A 19,340-nucleotide genomic window follows, 5' to 3' on the forward strand; every position below is an offset into this window, starting at 1 on the left:
ATGGGCAGCCTGGCCGCCGCCGACAAACAGCGCGAAGCGATTGAAAAAGGCAAAGACCTCGACGCCCAGCAATCCGCCGTGCAGGCCTTCACCGCCACCATCGCCGCGCAAACCAAAAAAATCAGCCAATTACAAAGCGCCTACAAAAGCGAGCTGCAAAAAGAACTGGCCGAAGTCCGCGCAAAGACGGCGCAACTGCAACCCACGCTAGACAAAAGCATTTACAAGGAAGGCCTGATGGAGCTGCGCGCCCCGCAGGACGGCGTCATCAAAGACCTGGCCACCACCACCGTGGGCGCCGTCGTGCAGCCCGGCACCGTGGTGCTGACTCTGGTGCCCCAGGGCGAGCAGCTGTTTGCCGATGTTTCCATCAAGAACGACGACGTGGGTTTTGTGCAGGTAGGCCAGTCCGCCCAAGTCAAGCTCGCCGCCTACCCGTTTCAAAAATACGGCATGTTGATGGGCAAGGTCATCCACATCAGCGCCGATGCGACGCAGAACAACCAGGGCAGCGGCGGCACGTCATCAGCCAGCGCAGGCTCAAGCAACGCCGATGCCGCGGCAGCTGCGGCTGCCGCCATGGCGACCTACAAGGTGCGCGTCAAGCTTGACGAGCAGGTGCTCAAGGACCCGCAGGGCAAGGCCTTGGTCATCACCCCGGGCATGCAGGTGGTGGCCGAGATCAACCAGGGCAAGCGGACGGTGCTCGAGTATTTGCTGTCGCCTGTGCAGAAGGCGGTGCAGGAGTCGGGGAGGGAGAGGTGAGGGGGGTAAGGGAGCCTATTACTCTTGAGCACCACGCCAACTCCTTACTGTTTTTGGAGGGATGCATGAAACGTGGAATCAAATACGCCTTGCTGGGGTTTATAGCGATTGCAGTTGGTGGGGCGACATACGTGTTGAACTTTGGGCTTTATCCGCGGTTCTTTGATATTTCTTGGGACGAAGAAGTGCAGTTGCATGACGGGCAGGTGATTGTTGTGCATGTTAAGCGGACGTTTGAGCGGCGCTCACGATCTGACCGCTGGTTGGCATATGACCGTGACACCGAAGTCACTTTTGATGCAGGACCCCCTTGGGGAAGAATTAGTCGCAATTTCGAGCGCTACGACGTGAACATGATTGAGAACCGTGACGGTAGATGGTATTTCGGTTTAGATGTGACGACTGGATTTCCGCCAAAAACACTTATTGACCGCGCGTACCCCGTACTCATTCTAGAGAAGGACGGTGTTGAACGCTCTGCCGCATCTTGGGATGACATTCCAGATTTTCCTCGTCAAAACATGATGCCCGTCACTCCGAGCCCAGAAGGAATTGCGCCTTTTGCCAATTCGCTTTTGACGTGGCAAGTCAAGATGGAGCATTGGAAAAATAACCCCCGAGCTGCAGGAGACAGCGGACTCATCATTCAAAGACACGTCAACAAAAAACAGGCAGAAAATAAATGACTATCGAAACAACCATGGCCCTTATGGCCGCAGGTTCGTATTGGGACGTGCGCAGAGGTGCGCTTAACCCGACAACTGGCATTGACACCGACAACGATGCTCCCATTCCCCCTGGCTGGAAAGTTCTTACCCAATACGACATTTCTGGCTCCGGCTCAAACAGCAGCATCTTGAGTGATGGCTTTAGCGCCCGCGTCTATCAAAATATCTCCACCGGTGAGGTTGTCATCTCTTATGCTGGAACTGAGTTTGGGCTGGACCGTCCTGGCTTCTATGACGATTTCATCAGCGGTAACATTCCGTCAGCCCTGGGTGAATATGGTCAGCAGGCCTATCTTGCCGCCGACTTATATCAGCGCGTCAAAGCTGATCCCACTTTGAGCGACAACATCAGCTTCACTGGGCATAGTTTGGGTGGAGGCCTGGCCTCCATGATGGCGGTATGGTATGACCGTCCCGCCTATGTGTTTGCACCGGCTCCGTTTGAGCGCTCGGTGGATATCAGTCAGGTCCTCGGCATCAAACTCATTACGGGAGCTATGACAGGCGTCAAAGCGAAGCTTCTATTGAGCTCCGGCAGCGTCGATCCGGCATTTTTGGGTTACAACCCGCTGACTGAATTCAGCGCGCGCGAGGCTAATGTGAAAGCATGGGCCATTAAGGGTGAGGTGCTAGAAGATGGTTTGACTCGTTTCTCTCCGGGTATCGTGGATTGGATCGAAGCCCCGGGGCGAGTGTCTCTCTTTAAAGACAGCACCACCAAGCTTTCTGCGGGAGACAAGCACAGCATCGACCTGCATGCAGCTGCGCTCTTAAGCGACAAGTTTCAAACAGAGGCAGGCAAGCTGCCCACGGCACTCGAGCGCCTGATGGATAAAAATCTATATGGCGGGGACGTACTGGGTAACAAGCAAGTCATCATCACGAAACTCATTCGCAATGAAGTGGGCGTGCGGGATGACTCGGGCACCCAAGTTCTGCTTGCCGCTAACGACATGCTCACGCACTTTGCCAACGACCTGGGCAAGCTTGGCGCCAATATGGCAGGCCTGAACCAGGCTGCGCAAGACGCAATCCTCGCTCAAGACATAGAGTGGTACTACTGGCAGGGCACCGACTATGCTGGGCAGGAGTTCTTTAGTCAAACAGGCGAGCTACTGCAATACACATCCGCACAAGGTGCCGGTCTGATTAATGCGCAGAATAAAGCGCTGAGCTATGTTCGACCATGGCTCAATTTCGTCTCCGATGGCGCTTTCGGTGGAAGCGTTACTTATGGTCAATGGAATGTCATTGCTGGCAGTTCAGGTTCGACCGCAACGGCCAAAGATGTCGCTAAGAGTCAAATATTTATTGGCGGCACCGGTGGTGACACTTTCACCGGAGGCAACAAGAGCGATGCCTTTTATGCCAGCGCAGGCGACGACAGCCTGAATGGCGGCGCTAGTGACAATGCCAACGACTGGCTTAGTGGCGGTGCCGGCAATGACACCTACAAATTCACCGGAGCCTTTGGCAGTGATGTAGTGATTGACAGTGACGGACGAGGCTCTATTGAAGTAGACGGTGTGACCTTGCAAGGTGGCAAGAAGTTAGACGACAACTCTTGGTACAACAAAGAGCAGGGATTTGTCTTCGTCCTCCTTGGTAGTGGTGCTGACAAAAGTCTTCTCATCAGGAGAGATTCAAGCCTGAACTACATTCGTGTGCAGGGTTGGCAGAATGGCCAACTGGGGTTGACGATGGACAGTACTTTGGCAGAGTTACCCGAAGTAGTAAAAATCTTCCTCGGCGATCAGCGTGGAAAACTGGTTGGAAGTGAGATCGAGCCGGATGTTACGCCTGACCAGCCGTCATTCGGCATCTACAAATGGAGCGTAACCAGTTGGGCCGCCGACGGCACGCTCACAGGCGGGGTGGCGCAGGCCAACTTCGCCGACGTCATCTACGGCACCGCTGGCAACGACAAGATTGACACCAAGGGGGGCAATGATGCGGGGGATGGCCGGGCCGGCAACGACATCATTCTGGGGGGTGATGGCGACGACAAGCTTGCCGGCGGACTGGGTTCCGACGACATTCAGGGCGGCACCGGAGACGACCTCATTTTGAGTGCCTACGGCCTGGTCTTCGGCCAACGGTCAAGTGCCAACGATGGTTTTCTCGCGCGTGATTATTCTTCGGGCGATTTGGGGCGATTCGTTGATCAGGCCAGCCTGGAAACGGGCAAGAATGACACCGCGAGCTCTGATGCGATAGACGCGGGCGATGGCAATGACGCGGTCGTGGCCGGCGGCGGCGCGGATCGCGTACAGGGCGGCGCGGGCGACGACGTGATCTGGGGCATGGGAGGCGGCGACATCATCGAAGGCGATCAGGGGGACGACACGCTTTTCGGCGATGGGTATTCGTCTGAAAGATATTTGGGTGTCTGGAGCGGGGTGGTATTGGACGTCAACCAGCATGGAGATGACTTTATCGATGGTGGCGAAGGCGCAGACAAAATTGAGGGCGGCGGAGGAGCAGATCAGCTTTTTGGCGGCGCAGGAAACGACGTCATCCTGGGCGATTCCTCTGTATCAGAGGTGCCTGACGCGTACCACGGCAACGACTATCTGGACGGTGAAGATGGCGATGATATTCTGGTCGGCGGTGGCAAAGACGATACCGTGTATGGCGGCGCCGGGAATGATGTTCTCCATGGCGACACGAGTGTTTCAGATCTCGCGGCTCAATACCATGGCAACGATTACCTGGACGGTGAAGATGGCAATGACAAAATTTTCGGCGACGGCGGTTCTGACACGCTGTACGGCGGCGCGGGAGATGACGAGCTCTGGGGCGACACCTCCGTCGACATCGGCACTGCAGACTATGTGGCAGCCGAGTATCACGGCGACGACTACATCGATGGTGAGGATGGCGATGATTATGCCGAGGGCGGCGGTGGTGCAGACACCATCTACGGTGGTGACGGCGCAGATGTATTGTGGGGCGATGCCAACGCCAGCAGATTGGAAGGAGCGTTTCATGGTGCCGACTACATCGACGGGGAAGCCGGCAACGACACGATCACTGGCAATGGAGGCGCCGACACCCTGTATGGGGGAACGGGTGACGACATTATTCGAGGTGACGCCTTCGGGGCGATTCCGGAAGAGCCGGGTTACCTGACCGGTGAATTCCACGGGGACGACGCTCTCGATGGCGAGGAAGGTGATGATCAGCTGTGGGGTGACGGCGGATCCGACACGATCTATGGCGGCGACGGAAACGATATCTTGCACGGCGATGCTCCGCTCGATGAGCTGGCCGTGGAATTTCACGGCAACGACATGCTCGACGGCGGCAATGGTGATGACAAGCTGTACGGCGATGCTGGCGATGACATACTCGACGGCGGCGACGGCAACGATCTTCTGGTCGGAGGCGATGGCGTTGACTACATGGACGGCGGCGAGGGCAATGACGTCTTTGAGGCCGGTGCCGGCGATACTGTCGTTGACAGCGGTGGCACCAATACCCTCACTTTGGCCGACGGCTTGCCTGCGTCCACGCGCGCGGAAGGCTCCGACCTGATCCTGGATTACGGTGACCGGGGCGTTCTGCGCGTCGTCGATGCGCTTGCCGGCAGCATTGACACGATTGGTGGAATCTCGGTTTCTGAGTGGCTGGAAGGCAACTTGGAAGATGATGTGGAGCTCTCGACATCCCGCGGGCATCAAAAACTCACAGGCGGCGGCGGCGACGATCAATTAACAGCCGGGCATGGCTTTGCCACTTTGCTGGGTGGAGGCGGCCGGGACACGCTGTTCGCAAGCGGCGGAAACAGCACCCTGCGTGGTGGAGCAGGCGACGACGTATTGGAGGCCGGTGGCGGAGGCAACGACCTCAACGGGGGGGCGGGAGACGACGTCTTGCAGGCCGGGGACGGTGACGACACGCTGGACGGCGGAAGCGGCAACGACACCCTTTCCGGCGGCGCGGGTAACGACACCCTCATCGGCGGCGAGGGCAACGACACACTCGATGGCGGCGACGGCAACGACAGGCTCTTTGCCGGTTCCGGCCAGGACACCCTGACCGGGGGCGCCGGACTGGATACCTATGTGCTGAGCTTCGGCACGGGCCATGCCACCGTGGTGGATGGTTCCATTGAAGGCTCCGTCATTGAACTTGACGGGCCAGGGCTTCAGCTGGAGAGCCTGACGGCGTCTCGCCATCAAAATGACCTTCTGGTAGAAGCCCGCGGCGGCGTTACCAGCATGCTCATCAAGGACTATTACGGCCCAACTCAAACATCATGGCTCTTGAAGGATGCGCAAGGAAACACGGTCACTGCGGATGCCCTGGTCGAAGCCTCCCGGCCACAGTGGGACACCTTGCGAAACAGCCTGTTGCAGGACTTCAAGATTTGGGCAAAAGGCGAGATCAGTAACGAAGCATTTTTGCAGGGCTACTCACTGCAGTCAGACGGCACCTGGTTCCGGCCCGCGGTTAACTTTGGCGGGAACGTATACAACTACAGCGTCGACGTCACACATGAATCGCGGAATATCCATCACTCGCTGCCCAATTTCTCTAGCCAATGGGTAACCAACTCGTCCTACACCTCACCCACCTACTGGAATCAAACGCAGTGGGACCAAGGTGTGATGGACGATTCAATGATTGCAATCGATGAGAACGTTCAGGCCGCGTCAGATAGCTTCATTTCATTGACCGTCCCCTTCAGCACGTCAGTGACGCACCAGAATGCATGGAGAGACATCACCTGGACCAACACCTCGATCACGACGTACACACGTGCCTGGCAATATACGGGCTCCTACACTTGGTCGGATGCGGCAGGCGCCAATATGCCGAACCCCACCGAATATATCGACGGCTATCAAAGAAACATCGAAATCGCCAAGGACTATGTTGGCGTCGCATCTGCGCTGAGCTTTCAGGACCCTGGAGCTCCTGCGATGGCGGGGGAGCTTCCTTCCTATTTGGCAGTTGACTACCAACATGCCCAAATAACCTACGGCATCGGCGAAACGGTTTTGTCCGACGGCGACCACACCGTCATGGCCAACCAGTATGCCGCGGTCATCGGCGGTGTCGGCAACAACATCATCTACGGCGCCGGTTTCGCTTATGGCGGAACGGGCAATGCCCAGTTGATCGGTGGCGGCACATTGATGGCCGGTACGGGCGACCAATATCTTCAGGGCGGAAGGATCATGGTGGTTGGCGACGGTCACGATACCGTGGTCGGCCGGACCGGCAGCCATATTCTGGTGAATCCGGACAACCAGGGGGTGGACCTTATTGCGTATGACTTCAATGCCGAAACAGACACGGACGGCTTGGGAAGGTCTTTGACCGTCGGTGACATTTACCAAGCCATGGGCTACCAGGACTGGAGAGAAAACTTCATCGGCGGCGGCAAGTTTTATTTCCAGGTTGTTGAGACATTCTCCGGATATTTTGATTCCATCGAAGACGCACGCGCGGCTTTTAATGTCAAGCCCCGTTGGCTTACTTTTGACGAAGCGATGGCCCGCGACGATACGAAATGGCGCTATGTCGAGCCCCTGACTGTTTTGTACACGACGCCGTACTCCTCGTTTGGTTTTGGCCCCGGAAGCGACTATCAACCAAGCTCTTACTACGACACCCACCCCGTGCCGGCCGTGGTGCTGACCGCGAACAATTTCGCGGTGCTGCAGCCCCTGGTTGATGCTGACCTGATGCCCGGGGGCGTGGTGAGTTTCGGCCCGGGGCTTGCACTGGCGGACTTGACCCTGTCCTGGGGTGAGGTCGCCGCTCCCCTGGACGGTGCCACGCACGTGACGCTCGACATTACGTGGGGAACCGACCAAGGCATACGCATCATGATGCCGCGCACCGGCGATGCGCTCAACAGCGTGATCCGGAAATTTGAATTTTCGGATGGCACGGTGAGTGGCCTCCTGGACTTGATCGCCCTGGCGCCACCGATGCCCGATCTTGATGTCGGGTACGCCCATCTTTACGCGGGCATGGGCACGCAGACTTCGGATGCAGCCGACTTGGCCGGAATTCGGGCCGTGGTTGCTTCCACCAGCGACATTCAGGTCGAGAGCGATGGTGTGGATCTGCTGATCTCCATCATCGGCAGCAGCGACAGTTTGCGGATCAGCGGCTGGTACGCGGATTCCAGCGAGATGTCGCAGGCAATCCTTTTCACCTCAGGCGGCGCCATGCTTTCCGCGGCCGAGATGACCGGCAAGGGCCTGCTCAAAGACGGCAGCGCCGGCAGCCTGGACCTTTATGGCGTGCCTGACTTTGCCACTACTTTCATTGCCGGCCCCAACACCCGCATGACAGGCGCCTCGGGCAGGGATACCTACATCTACGAGCAGGGCAGCGGCGAGGTACACATCACCGACCCGGGCGGCGGGACCGTGCGCTTTGGCAGCGGCATCAGCACTGCCGCCACCTTGGGTCTTGACGCGGGTTCGCTGGTGATCAGGCTGGGCAACCAGGGCGATATGATCCACCTCGAAAACTTCGACCCCACAGACGCCGAAGGCTTCTGGAGTGTGCAGCGCCTTGAGTTCGACGGCAGCGTGTTGAGCCTGGAAGACCTCCTTGACCAAGGCTTTGACCTGTCGGGCACGTCGGACGCAGACACCATCACCGGCACCAGCGTGACCGACCGCATCCTGGCCGGGGCGGGTGACGACGTGCTGCAGGGCGGCGAGGGCGACGACACTTTGGACGGTGGGGCCGGCAGCGATGTCTACCTCTTCAGCCGCGGGGATGGTTTCGACACGGTCAATGAAGATGATTCAACGGCCGGCAACGTGGACACCATCCGCTTTGACGAGACCGTCGCCGTGTCGGACGTCAGGGTCAGCCGCGAAGGGCTCAACCTGTACCTGAGCATGGACGGCAGCACGGACCGCATTGAGATCGGCAACTGGTTTGGCGAGGGCGCCGACACGGTCGAGCAAGTTGAATTTGCCGACGGGACGATATGGAGCAAAGCGGACCTGGAAGCCAGGTTGCCAACGGCCATCACCGGAACTGAAGGGGATGACCAGCTGATCGGCTCGGGCGCGTTCGAAACTCTTGAAGGCCTGAGTGGCAACGATGTGCTGAGCGGTGGCGCGGGCAACGATGTTTACCTGTTCAAACGCGGCGACGGCCAGGACATCATCAACGACTATGACGAAACCCTGGGCAATATCGACGCCGTGCGCTTTGACAGCGGTATTTCGGCTGCCGATGTCCGGGTCACGCGCGACTCCTCCTCGAACCTGTTCCTAAGCATAGACGGCACCCAAGACCGCATCCAGCTCGGCAACTGGTTTGAAGGTGGCGCCCACCAGGTCGAACGCGTCCTCTTTGCCGACGGCACGATGTGGGGTCCGGATGACCTGGTCGCCATGGCCCAGTTTGGCCCTACCGAAGGCGGCGACTACCTCGGTGGGACTGAGGAGACGGACTTCCTGTACGGTCAGGGTGGTAACGACTTCCTGAGCGGAGAGGGCGGCGGCGACTTCATCGATGGCGGTAGCGGCAACGACTACCTGCAAGGTGGCGCGGGTGACGACTACCTGGCGGATAGCGATGGGAGCAACTATTACAACGGCGGAGCCGGGGATGACACCCTGCAGGGAAGCGGTGCGGCCGACCTTCTCATGGGCGGTGCGGGAAATGACATCGTCACTGGTGGCGACGGCCCTGATGTGATCGCCTTCAATATTGGCGACGGCCAGGATACGCTCAACCCCGGCGGCGCCCAGGACGACACCGTCAGCCTGGGCGGCGCAGGGCTGGATTACGCGAACCTGAGCCTGCAAAAGAACGGCAACGACCTGGTGCTCAAGGTCAGCGGAACCGATCAGCTGACCTTTAGTGGCTGGTATGACAGCACGGCCAACCAGAGCGTGCTGAACCTGCAACTGGTGGCCGAGGCGATGAGCGCCTTCGACGCCAACTCCAGCGATCCTTTGCTCAACAAAAAGGTGCAAACCTTTGACTTCCAGGGCCTGGTCGGCGCGTTCGACGCGGCGCGCACGGCAACGCCTGGGCTGAGCAGTTGGGCGCTGAGCAACGGGCTCACGCAGTTCCACCTGGCGGGCAGCGACAGCGAGGCCCTGGGCGGCGACCTGGCCTACCACTATGGTGCGGACGGCACGCTGGCCGGCATGGGCCTGGGCAAGGCGCAGGAGGTGCTGACGAATGCGCAATTCGGCGCGCAGGCGCAGGGGATTCATTCGACTGCTAGCTTGCAAGAGGGACTGGTGCGCTTGGGTTAGTGGCGTGATGGACAAGCTCGTGCACAGCAGTGCCTACGCTATGGCAGCCGTGGCTGCCGCCATGGCGATCTACAAGGTGCGGCCTGACGACCAGGTGCTCAAAGATCCGCAGGACAAGGCCCTGGTCATCACGCCGGGCATGCACGTCGTGGCCGAGATCAACCAGGGCAAGCGGACCGTGCTGGAGTATTTGCTGTCGCCTGTGCAGAAGGCGGTGCAGGAGTCGGGGAGGGAGAGGTGAAGAGTATTGATAACGTTACGCGACACGTGTCGCGTATTTAATAGTTTGAATACTCATCTCAATAGAAACGCAATATGAGTACAGCCAATGAAACCTCTCAGATGGGGTTTATACAACGTAACCGACGGCGTTTGGTTTTGGTCAGTGCTTTGTTGATGATCGCCGCGATAGCTGTCTGGCGGTACTACGAGAGTCGCTATCCCAGCTGGTATGAGGAAGTGCGTTTGAGCGATGGCCGGATCATTGTTGTTCATCAGAGGCGTGAGTACTACGACAACTACGGGACCAAGCAGAGTTGGGTCGCTATTGACCTGCCGGAACTGGGTGGGGAGACGGTTTGGCACTCACTTCTCATGCCTCAACGGGTGGATGTGGTGGACGGCAAGGTTTACGTTTTCGGTATTCCCCGTGGCGCTCGGCAACTTGAGCACTATCGATTTCCAAAGCACTACATGGTTGCATTCAGATGGAGCGGTACGGCATTCGAGCGAGTCCCGTTTTTGCAAATACCTTACGTGGCACGCAAAGAAGAAAATCTATTTTCATGCGTCCCTAGCGGGAGGCCAACAAAGATATCCATCAGGGAGAAAGATCTCACATGGTGCCCACCACGTGGAGACAAAGGGGAGTTGGGAAAGGTTCTAGATTTATCAGCTTATGAAAGCGTAGCGGATCAATGGGCAGCGCTTTACAACTGGACAAATAGATCTGAATGAGTTTTAACAATACGGAGGAAATATGATCACCGATTTTGAATACGCAGCACTTTCGGCCGTCGTTTATAACGATCAGCGCGGAGGTGGCGGCGGCGGCACAGTAAACGCCTTGGGTTTACCACCTGGATGGAAATCTCTCTCGGAACTGGGTTTTGTTGCAGGGGACTACCTCAATGTCAACCCCTTTAGCGCTACCGCCGGTGCATATTTGAACCAGAGCACTGGCGAGATTGTTGTTGCCTATAAGGGAACGGATTTTTTAACTAAGCTTGAAGGTCGCGCGTGGAATACCGTGGCCGATTTGACTACCGATGTAGGTCTTGGGTTAGCGCTAAAGCAACTCAATGTGCCCGCCCAACTGTATGCCGCTAGCTACTATGCGGCCGTTAAAGATTGGGCTACTGACAGCGGCTACGACAGCAGCAAAATTAGTTTCACAGGGCATAGCCTTGGTGGAGGCTTGGCATCCAATATGGCAGCGTGGTTTAACAAGCCCGCCGTTACTTTCGCTCAAGGCCCATTTCAGCTATCGACAATTAACAAAGCCGCAATGGTCGCGGCTATTGCTACGCTTACCGCGCAGGCTGCAGCGTCGGGTAGCGCGGCCGTACTCGATGCAATCAATCCATTGCGAGAGTTATTGTTTGATGTGACCGAAAAGAATATTGGCGGTGTTTTCAAGAGTCGCGAAGCTGGAGTGACCAACTATTACAACAAGGGAGAGGTCCTGGAGTATTTGCGAGTCATTTTACCGTCGGTAGTAGGCGCTGGCAAAGATAAGCTTATAGATATCGGCCCACAACCTGTTAGCCGTGCACTCTCTTTGCATAGCATCAACCTGCATGCGGCGTTTTTGTACGACGACAGGCTGCGTGAACTGGCCAAAACCATGCCCGAGTTATTGCCAGCATTGCTCGACACCACACTTTATGCGGCTGATCCTAACGGTCGCACCAAGGATTTGATCACTACCTTGGTCAATGACCAATTGCATCAAGGACTTACTGCCGATAGCGCTCTCAAACGGTTCACAACTGAACTGATAAAGCTGCAAGGTGATAGCAGTGGGATGGCCGCCCAGTCTTCCGTCCGCACTGCGTTGATTGCGGCAGGCATGGATTACTTCTACAACACTGCGCCTAGCGCAACGACGAACGTTATTTTCACAACGGATAACAATGGCGTTCATCTCAAGGTGTCGGATATTGGGGCTGATCGAACCAAACTAAAGAGTCTTGATCTGCTCGCCAAGGCCGCCCGCTTGTATATGGATGGTGCAGAGCAAGCCGTTTTGCCTATATCTGTGCTCAAAGAGCAAGAGTCCTGGCATATCCAGAGCGGCACCAGCGGCATGATTTGGTCGGGTGGCTCAGATATCGTGCGCGACGTCGCCTTGGGAGGCGCACAGACCGACATAGTTGATGGTGGTGGCGGGTCCGATATTTTGATAGGTGGGGCCGGCGCAGACTTTTTAACGGGCGGTGCTGGTAAAGACACCTTGCTGGGAGGTGTAGACAACGATGTGCTGAATGGTGGAACGGGCAGCGATATCTTGATGGGTGGTCAGGGCACGGACATCTATCAATTTATCGGAGGTGACGGCGGTGACACCATTACAGACAGTGATGGCCTGGGCAGCATTGTGCTGAATGGAAACACGCTGACAAGCGCTGAAAGTGCAGGCTTGACTGGAGATGCCTGGAAAGACAGCAACGGTGTGCGCTACAGATTCTTTCGCAAGGAAAGCGCCACTGTTGGGACGCTGACCATCTCTACGGACATTGCAAGCGATGTCATCAATATCAACAACTTCGACTTGACCAAGGCGCTTAGCAGCGAAGGCTACCTGGGCATCAAGTTGAAAAATACCCGAGGTGTGGCAATCAAGGCGGGCGGTGGTCCCAATCTTTGGTCCGGCGCAGGCTTCAGTCTCGATAGTCTTGCTGGCCAGGCGTCAGAAGTGATTGAAGGGCTGGGAAGGTCCTTCACTGTTTACTTGAGGTCCGCTGCCAAGACCGGTGAAACGCTCACGCTGGGTTTGGGCGCTATGGCCGACAAGTTCAAGGCGATTTTCGGTGACAGGACTGTCGATGCGGATGGCGCGGTCATCACCTTGGCAGAAGGGCAAACAGAGGTGTCATTTTCGCTTGTGCAGGAGGGTGATCTCACCAGCGATGGCACAAGTAGTCTGAGCGTGAGCTACCAAGGGGAAGACCAGACTGACGAGTCCAATACCTGGACCATCAACCTCAAGGATGCGGGGGAGGTCGCCAAAACCTTCATCGGCGACCAGCGCGGCCAAACCGCCATCGACACGGCAAACGGCTCCCAGTATTACGACTGGGCCAGCACCAGTTGGACATCCGAAGGCGTGCTCACGGGCGGTGTAGTTGACGCCGGCTACAAAGACGTGATCAGCGGAAGCAGCGGCAACGACAAGATCGACGGCAAGGGCGGCAATGATCTTCTGTATGGCGGCGACGGAAACGATGAGATTGAGGGGGGTGACGGTGACGACCTGATAGGCGGAGGCAAGGGCAGCGACACCATCAAAGGCGGCACGGGCAACGACACCATCCTGAGCGCCACCAACGTGGCGGTTCCCCAGCGTGTAGGACCTACTGATAATTGGGACCCGACACTGGCCACCCATGGCGGAAGCGCCGACATGGACGATGCGTCGGATGTGATCGATGCAGGCGATGGCAACGACATCGTTTATGCCGGCCGCGGCGGCGACCGCATCGAAGGCGGTGCGGGCAACGACAAGCTCTGGGGCCTGGCGGGCGACGACATCATTGAAGGTGGTACGGGTGACGACGAGTTGTTGGGGGATGGTGTCAATGTGCTGGGCGGCTATGGCTATACCCCGGCCGAGAGCCACGGCAGCGACTTTCTGGACGGCGGCGAAGGCAGCGACAGGCTTTTGGGTTATGGCAAAGACGACTCGCTGTTCGGCGGCGCAGGCAATGACTTGCTGTGGGGCGACGCGTCCGGCTCCGCCCTCGCCGGTGAATACCACGGCAGTGACTATCTTGACGGGGAAGACGGCGACGACACGCTGACCGGCAACGGCAAGGACGACACCCTGTATGGCGGGGACGGCAACGATACTCTGTTCGGGGACGCCGACGAGTCGGACCTGGCTGCGCAGTACCACGGCGACGATTACCTCGACGGCGAAGACGGCAACGACGTCCTCTTTGGCGATGGCGGCAACGACACCTTGTATGGTGGGGAAGGAAACGACGAGCTGCAGGGCGATGCCTTGGTAGCCGCGCTTGCCGGCCAATACCACGGCAACGATTACCTGGATGGGGAAGCCGGCAACGACCTGCTTTTCGGCAACGGCGGAGACGATACGCTGTATGGCGGCGATGGAAACGACGAACTTCAGGGCGACAGCAACGAATCGGCACTGGCCGGCCAATACCATGGGGACGACTACCTCGACGGGGAAGACGGCAACGATGTGCTTTTTGGCCAGGGCGGCAACGACACGCTGTATGGCGGCGCGGGCCGGGACACGCTCCACGGTGACGCGTATGAGTCTTCGCTGGCCGGCCAATACCACGGCGACGACTATCTGAACGGAGGGGCCGGCAACGACCTGATCATCGGCGACGGCGGTAACGACACCTTGTACGGCGGTGACGGCGACGACGAGATGCAAGGCGATGCCTCGGAGGCCAGCCTGGCCGGGCAATACCATGGCGACGACTACCTGAACGGGGAAGCCGGCAACGACACGCTGTACGGCCTGGGCGGCGACGACACGCTTTACGGCGGCGACGGCAACGACATCATGCTGGGCGACAGCGTGGAAGCCGATCTGTCAGCCGAATATCACGGCAACGATTACCTTGATGGCGGAGCTGGCGACGATGTCATGGCCGGCAACGGCGGAGACGACACGCTGCTGGGCGGCGATGGCAACGACGTGCTCTGGGGTGACAGCGACGAAGGCACGCCCGGCCTGGACGGTGACGACATGCTTGACGGTGGGGCGGGTATGGATACACTGCACGGCGGCGGTGGCGATGACACCCTGGTGGTGGGCACGGGCGACACGGCTTTCGGTGGCTCAGGCGATGACGTTTACGAGGTCAGCGGCAACGCCTTGCTGATCGACGAGTCGGGCCAAAACCACTACACCATCGATGCGGCCCAGGCCGCTTCGGTCTCACTCTTTGATGTTTCGCGCGGAGGCGGTACGCTGGAAATCGTCAATGCCGGCGGCGCAGGCAATGCCCCAGTCTTGACCTTTCTTTCGAACGGCAACCAGGTTTTGACCATTGGAGGCTTGCAAGTCAGAGGCACCGGCTGGGCCGATGGCTCCCTCGCGTCTGTCACCGTCGACGGGCAGACCTACACTGCCGCAGACCTGCTGCGGCACAGCCCGACGAGTCGGTCCGTGAATGTGACCGGCAGCAACCAGAACATCGTCACCGGCCTAGGTGCCGACGACATCACGGTGCATGAAGGCGGCAATACGATTTCCGCGGGCGGCGATAACGACCGCATCCAGCTCGATTCGAGTGGAAACACCCTGGAATTTCAATCCGGCGACGGCCGGGACCTTGTGCAGTTGGGCACCGGTGTCCTGGCGGCCGCCTCGGCGGTGACCATCGCCCTGGGCGAGCAGGCCAACCTGGCCAGCCTGCGCATCGGCCTGGTGCAGCGCAACTCCAGGGCGGTGGTGCTGTACCTCGACTCGACCGGCGCCGACAGCATCACGCTGGAGCCCGATTCCGGCGATGGCGATGTGGAGCAGTTCCTGGCCAACATCGTGGTCACGGCCGGGGGCCAGACCACCACGCTGGCGGGCCTGCTGGCAGCGGGCCAGGAAGCCCAGGGGGACGCGGGCGACAACTACCTCCTGGCTTTTAACAAACCCAGTGTTCTGTCGGGTGCGGCGGGCAACGACGTGCTGGTGGGCAGCGCGTTCAACGACACACTCGACGGCGGCACCGGCGACGACACGCTGGTGGGCGGCACCGGTGACGATACCTATGTTTGGGGAAGAGGGAGCGGCAATGACACCGTGACCGAAGAAGGTGGATTCGACACCTTGCTGCTGGGTAATTTGCTGGCCACCGATATCCGGGTTCGAGGCGACGGCGGTGTCGGCTTTGTGATTCAGGTGATTGATACCGGTGAACAGCTTAGGCTCACCAGCAGCTCTCTTGGTTTGCACAGCGTGGTTGAAAAGCTGGTCTTTGCGGACGGGGCCGAGTGGGACCTGTCGGCTCTCCGGCTCAAATCGATGGAAGGAACCCCCGACGGTGACCTCCTCTGGGGCTTTGATACCGACGATACGCTGGACGGCGGTGATGGCAACGACAGCCTGAACGGCGGCGGAGGAAATGACCTGCTCAAAGGTGGCAACGGCAACGACAGCCTGAGCGGCGGCGACGGTGATGATCGTCTTATAGGTGGTGGCGGCAACGACAACCTGGATGGAGGCTCAGGCAGCGACACCTTTGTCTGGGGGCGCGGAGACGGCGACGACCACATCTATGATTTTGGTGGAGGCGCCAATGACACGCTGGAACTCCAGGGCCTGAACGCGTCGGACCTGACCATGGTCCGGCACAACGGCGGCAACGCGTTTCTGAGGATCAACGACACGGGCGAGACGCTGGACATCGCACAGAACTTTTTGGAGGGAGAGCTTTTATATAGCATTGAGTGGCTCCGGTTTGCGGATGGAACCAGTTGGAACCTCCAGGAACAGGCGCTTCATATGGAGCTGAGGGAAAGTTATTCTTTCGAGTCGATATTGATGGGATGGTCGCAGTTTGACCACATCGTCGGCGGTGCGTACGAAAACTACCTCTACGGCTTCGACGGGGACGACATCCTCGACGGCGGGGGCGGCAACGACCAGTTGTATGGCGGCTCCGGCAATGACACATACGTCTGGTATGCAGGTTCAGGTGATGACATCGTCCGCGATACTTCTGGAGACCCCGGTGATATCGGCGGCGGTTTTGACACCGTCAAGCTGACGGGGCTGGACCCGGCCGACATCATGGTGACCTACGAGCCCGGGAACCTGGACCTGATCATTCAGATTATTTCCACCGGCGAGACATTGACGGTGCAACAGGGCCTCAACCCCGAGGCCGCGAGCTACTTCCTGGAGCGCATTGTTTTCGACAACGGCGTGGTCTGGAACGCGGGCGACATACTCGCGCTGGCTGACGCGAGCCGCCTCAACCATGCCCCTGAGGCGGTGTATCCCCTGGATGACCTGGAAATCGAGGCACAAGGGAACGTCGGCCTCGATATTCCATCGGACCTGTTCTCTGACGAGGACGGCAACCCGTTGATGTACAGCTTCAGCCTTGCCAACGGCGACCCCTTGCCCGCATGGCTCAACTTCAACGTCGACACCTTCAGGCTTGAGGGAACCGCGCCGGCGGGCTTTGCCGGGGCGCTTTCCATTGCCGTCAAGGCAAGGGACGTTTTTGGCCTGGCAGCCTCGTCGAACTTCACGCTCACTGTTGCCGTGTCCGATGTGACCGTTCAAGGCACGGAAGGCAATGACACCCTCTTTGGCACCTCAGGGGCCGATGTGATGGCCGGCGGCGCCGGCAACGACGTGCTGAGCGGCGGCGCGGGCGACGACGTTTACCGGTTCAAGCGCGGCGACGGCATCGACATCGTCAACGAATACGGCGATGAGGAAGGCAATGTCGACACCATCCGCTTTGGCAGCGGCATTGCCTCGTACGAAGTCTATGTCACCCGTGACTCTTCCCAGAACCTGTTCCTGAACCTGGGCAGCGCAGACCGCATACAGCTCAGCAACTGGTTTGACAACGACGCCCATCAGGTGGAGAGGGTTCTCTTTGCCGACGGCACCGTGTGGACTGCCGATGACCTGGCCGGCATGGCGGTGTTTTCTTCCACCGAAAACAGCGACTATTTGCGTGGAACCGAAAGCGATGATTTCGTGCAGGGTCAGGGCGGAAGCGACTTCCTGGCCGGAGAGGGGGGCGGCGACATTCTGTATGGCGGTGGCGGCAGTGATTTCCTGGAAGGCGGCGCGGGCGGTGACAACCTCCACGATGCCGACGGCGGCAACTATTACAACGGTGGGGCCGGCGACGACGACCTGCGAGGCAGCGCTACGGCCGACTTTCTCCTGGGCGGCGCCGACAACGACTTCATCACCAGCGGAGACGGTCCCGACGTGATCGCCTTCAACGTGGGCGATGGCCAGGACACGGTGTACGGAGGGGACGGTAGCCCACAAAGCCAGGACGACACGGTCAGCCTGGGCGGCGCCGGCCTGGACTACGCCAACCTGAGCCTGCAAAAGAACGGTAACGACCTGGTGCTCAAGGTGAGCGACGGCGACATGCTGACCTTCGCCGGCTGGTACGGCGATGTGAGCAACCGGACCGTGCTGAACCTGCAACTGGTAGCCGAAGCGATGTCGGCCTTTGATGCCAACTCCAGCGACCCGCTGCTCAACAAAAAGGTGCAGACCTTTGACTTCCAGGGCCTGGTCGGCGCGTTCGACGCGGCGCGCACGGCAACGCCGGGGCTGAGCAGCTGGGCGCTGAGCAACGGGCTCACGCAGTTCCACCTGGCGGGCAGCGACAGCGAAGCCCTGGGCGGCGACCTGGCCTATCACTATGGCGCGGACGGCACATTGGCCGGCATGGGCCTGGGCAAGGCGCAGGAGGTGCTGACGAATGCGCAGTTTGGTGCGCAGGCGCAGGGGATTCATTCGACTGCTAGCTTGCAAGAGGGACTGGTGCGCTTGGGCTAGTGGCGGGATGGACAAGCTCATGCACATCAATGCCTACGCCATGGCGGCCGTAGCTGCCGCCATGGCGACCTACAAGGTTCGCGTGAAGCTCGACGAGCAGGTGCTCAAGGACCCGCAGGGTAAGGCCTTGGCCATCACGCCGGGCATGCAAGTAATGGTCGAGATCAACCAAGGCAAGCGGGCGGTGTTCGAGTATTTGCTGTAGCCTGTGCAGAAGGCGGTGCAGGAGTCGGGGAGGGAGATGTGAAGCTGCATAAGCACATCGTCGCGCGAGCGCTAGTGGAGCGTGAATTACGAGACTATTGGCTACCCAGGAGCCGATGAAAATAGTAGATAGAGTTATTTCAATTAATAGAAGCATCTATGGCCTACGCACTTGAAATCATTACACCCATCGATCGGGAAAAGATTGTCGAAGATGCAAAACAGCATTCTATGAAGGAGCGTGATTTGATTTACGCGGCTAAAAATCTTCGAGATTTTCCTCAGAAATGGGCCGTAGATCGCGAACGTGACCTCTACATGTACTTTGCCCCCGTTCTTACGCGACCAGAGACGATGGGTACGTCGCTCTATTTTTTCTTCCAAGGTGTCCTTTACGAAATTCGTATTGAAACTCCTTTCGGTAGTCAGGTAAATATCGTGGAGTCTCCGTCTGATTTATTGCGAGACGAATTTGAAAAGGAACTATCAAAAGCCTTCACTGTTTTTGGTCGATCAGGGGAAGGGCAAAAAGACTATTTTGGCAACCCAGATCCATTTGTCCCCGAGTTCAAAGGTCTATGACAGCTCTAAAAATGGTGCCCCGACACACCGTTTATTCAAAAATCACTCAGTTAAATAATTGAG

General features: G+C 58.4%; 8 protein-coding genes. All 8 read left to right on the top strand.

What is annotated here, in order from left to right:
- The coding region (locus ACEN8I_RS22590) for an HlyD family efflux transporter periplasmic adaptor subunit (RefSeq protein ID WP_413330876.1) at positions 1 to 765 on the top strand (765 nt) is incomplete at its 5' end.
- A 65-nt stretch (positions 766 to 830) separates the two neighbouring features.
- Complete coding sequence (locus tag ACEN8I_RS22595) at positions 831 to 1,451, top strand: hypothetical protein (RefSeq protein WP_413330877.1); 621 nt, start codon at positions 831 to 833, stop codon at positions 1,449 to 1,451.
- Positions 1,448 to 9,748, top strand: a complete 8,301-nt coding sequence (locus ACEN8I_RS22600) for a calcium-binding protein (protein ID WP_413330878.1) — start codon at positions 1,448 to 1,450, stop codon at positions 9,746 to 9,748. Before ACEN8I_RS22595 ends, ACEN8I_RS22600 begins: the two co-directional genes overlap by 4 nt.
- 4 nt (positions 9,749 to 9,752) lie before the next feature.
- Positions 9,753 to 9,989 (top strand): hypothetical protein, encoded by a 237-nt coding sequence (locus ACEN8I_RS22605; RefSeq protein ID WP_413330879.1) that lies wholly within the window; start codon positions 9,753 to 9,755, stop codon positions 9,987 to 9,989.
- A gap of 74 nt (positions 9,990 to 10,063) precedes the next feature.
- The gene (locus ACEN8I_RS22610; protein ID WP_413330880.1) at positions 10,064 to 10,705 is read left to right on the top strand and encodes a hypothetical protein; all 642 of its coding nucleotides are present in this window, start codon (positions 10,064 to 10,066) and stop codon (positions 10,703 to 10,705) included.
- A 22-nt stretch (positions 10,706 to 10,727) separates the two neighbouring features.
- Positions 10,728 to 18,491: a calcium-binding protein gene (locus tag ACEN8I_RS22615; RefSeq protein ID WP_413330881.1), complete on the top strand. Its 7,764-nt coding sequence runs from the start codon at positions 10,728 to 10,730 to the stop codon at positions 18,489 to 18,491.
- A 19-nt stretch (positions 18,492 to 18,510) separates the two neighbouring features.
- Positions 18,511 to 18,696, top strand: a complete 186-nt coding sequence (locus tag ACEN8I_RS22620; RefSeq protein ID WP_413330882.1) for a hypothetical protein — start codon at positions 18,511 to 18,513, stop codon at positions 18,694 to 18,696.
- A gap of 158 nt (positions 18,697 to 18,854) precedes the next feature.
- Positions 18,855 to 19,277 (top strand): hypothetical protein, encoded by a 423-nt coding sequence (locus tag ACEN8I_RS22625; RefSeq protein WP_413330883.1) that lies wholly within the window; start codon positions 18,855 to 18,857, stop codon positions 19,275 to 19,277.
- Positions 19,278 to 19,340 lie beyond the last annotated feature (63 nt).

The sequence above is a fragment of the Polaromonas sp. CT11-55 genome (assembly GCF_047303325.1).
Taxonomy (GTDB): Bacteria; Pseudomonadota; Gammaproteobacteria; order Burkholderiales; family Burkholderiaceae_C; genus Polaromonas.

Coding starts and splice junctions, on each gene's coding strand:
- ACEN8I_RS22615 (WP_413330881.1), top strand. CDS start 10,728: ATGATCACCGATTTTGAATACGCAGCACTTTCGGCCGTCGTTTATAAC.
- ACEN8I_RS22625 (WP_413330883.1), top strand. CDS start 18,855: ATGGCCTACGCACTTGAAATCATTACACCCATCGATCGGGAAAAGATT.
- ACEN8I_RS22600 (WP_413330878.1), top strand. CDS start 1,448: ATGACTATCGAAACAACCATGGCCCTTATGGCCGCAGGTTCGTATTGG.
- ACEN8I_RS22595 (WP_413330877.1), top strand. CDS start 831: ATGAAACGTGGAATCAAATACGCCTTGCTGGGGTTTATAGCGATTGCA.
- ACEN8I_RS22620 (WP_413330882.1), top strand. CDS start 18,511: ATGCACATCAATGCCTACGCCATGGCGGCCGTAGCTGCCGCCATGGCG.
- ACEN8I_RS22610 (WP_413330880.1), top strand. CDS start 10,064: ATGAGTACAGCCAATGAAACCTCTCAGATGGGGTTTATACAACGTAAC.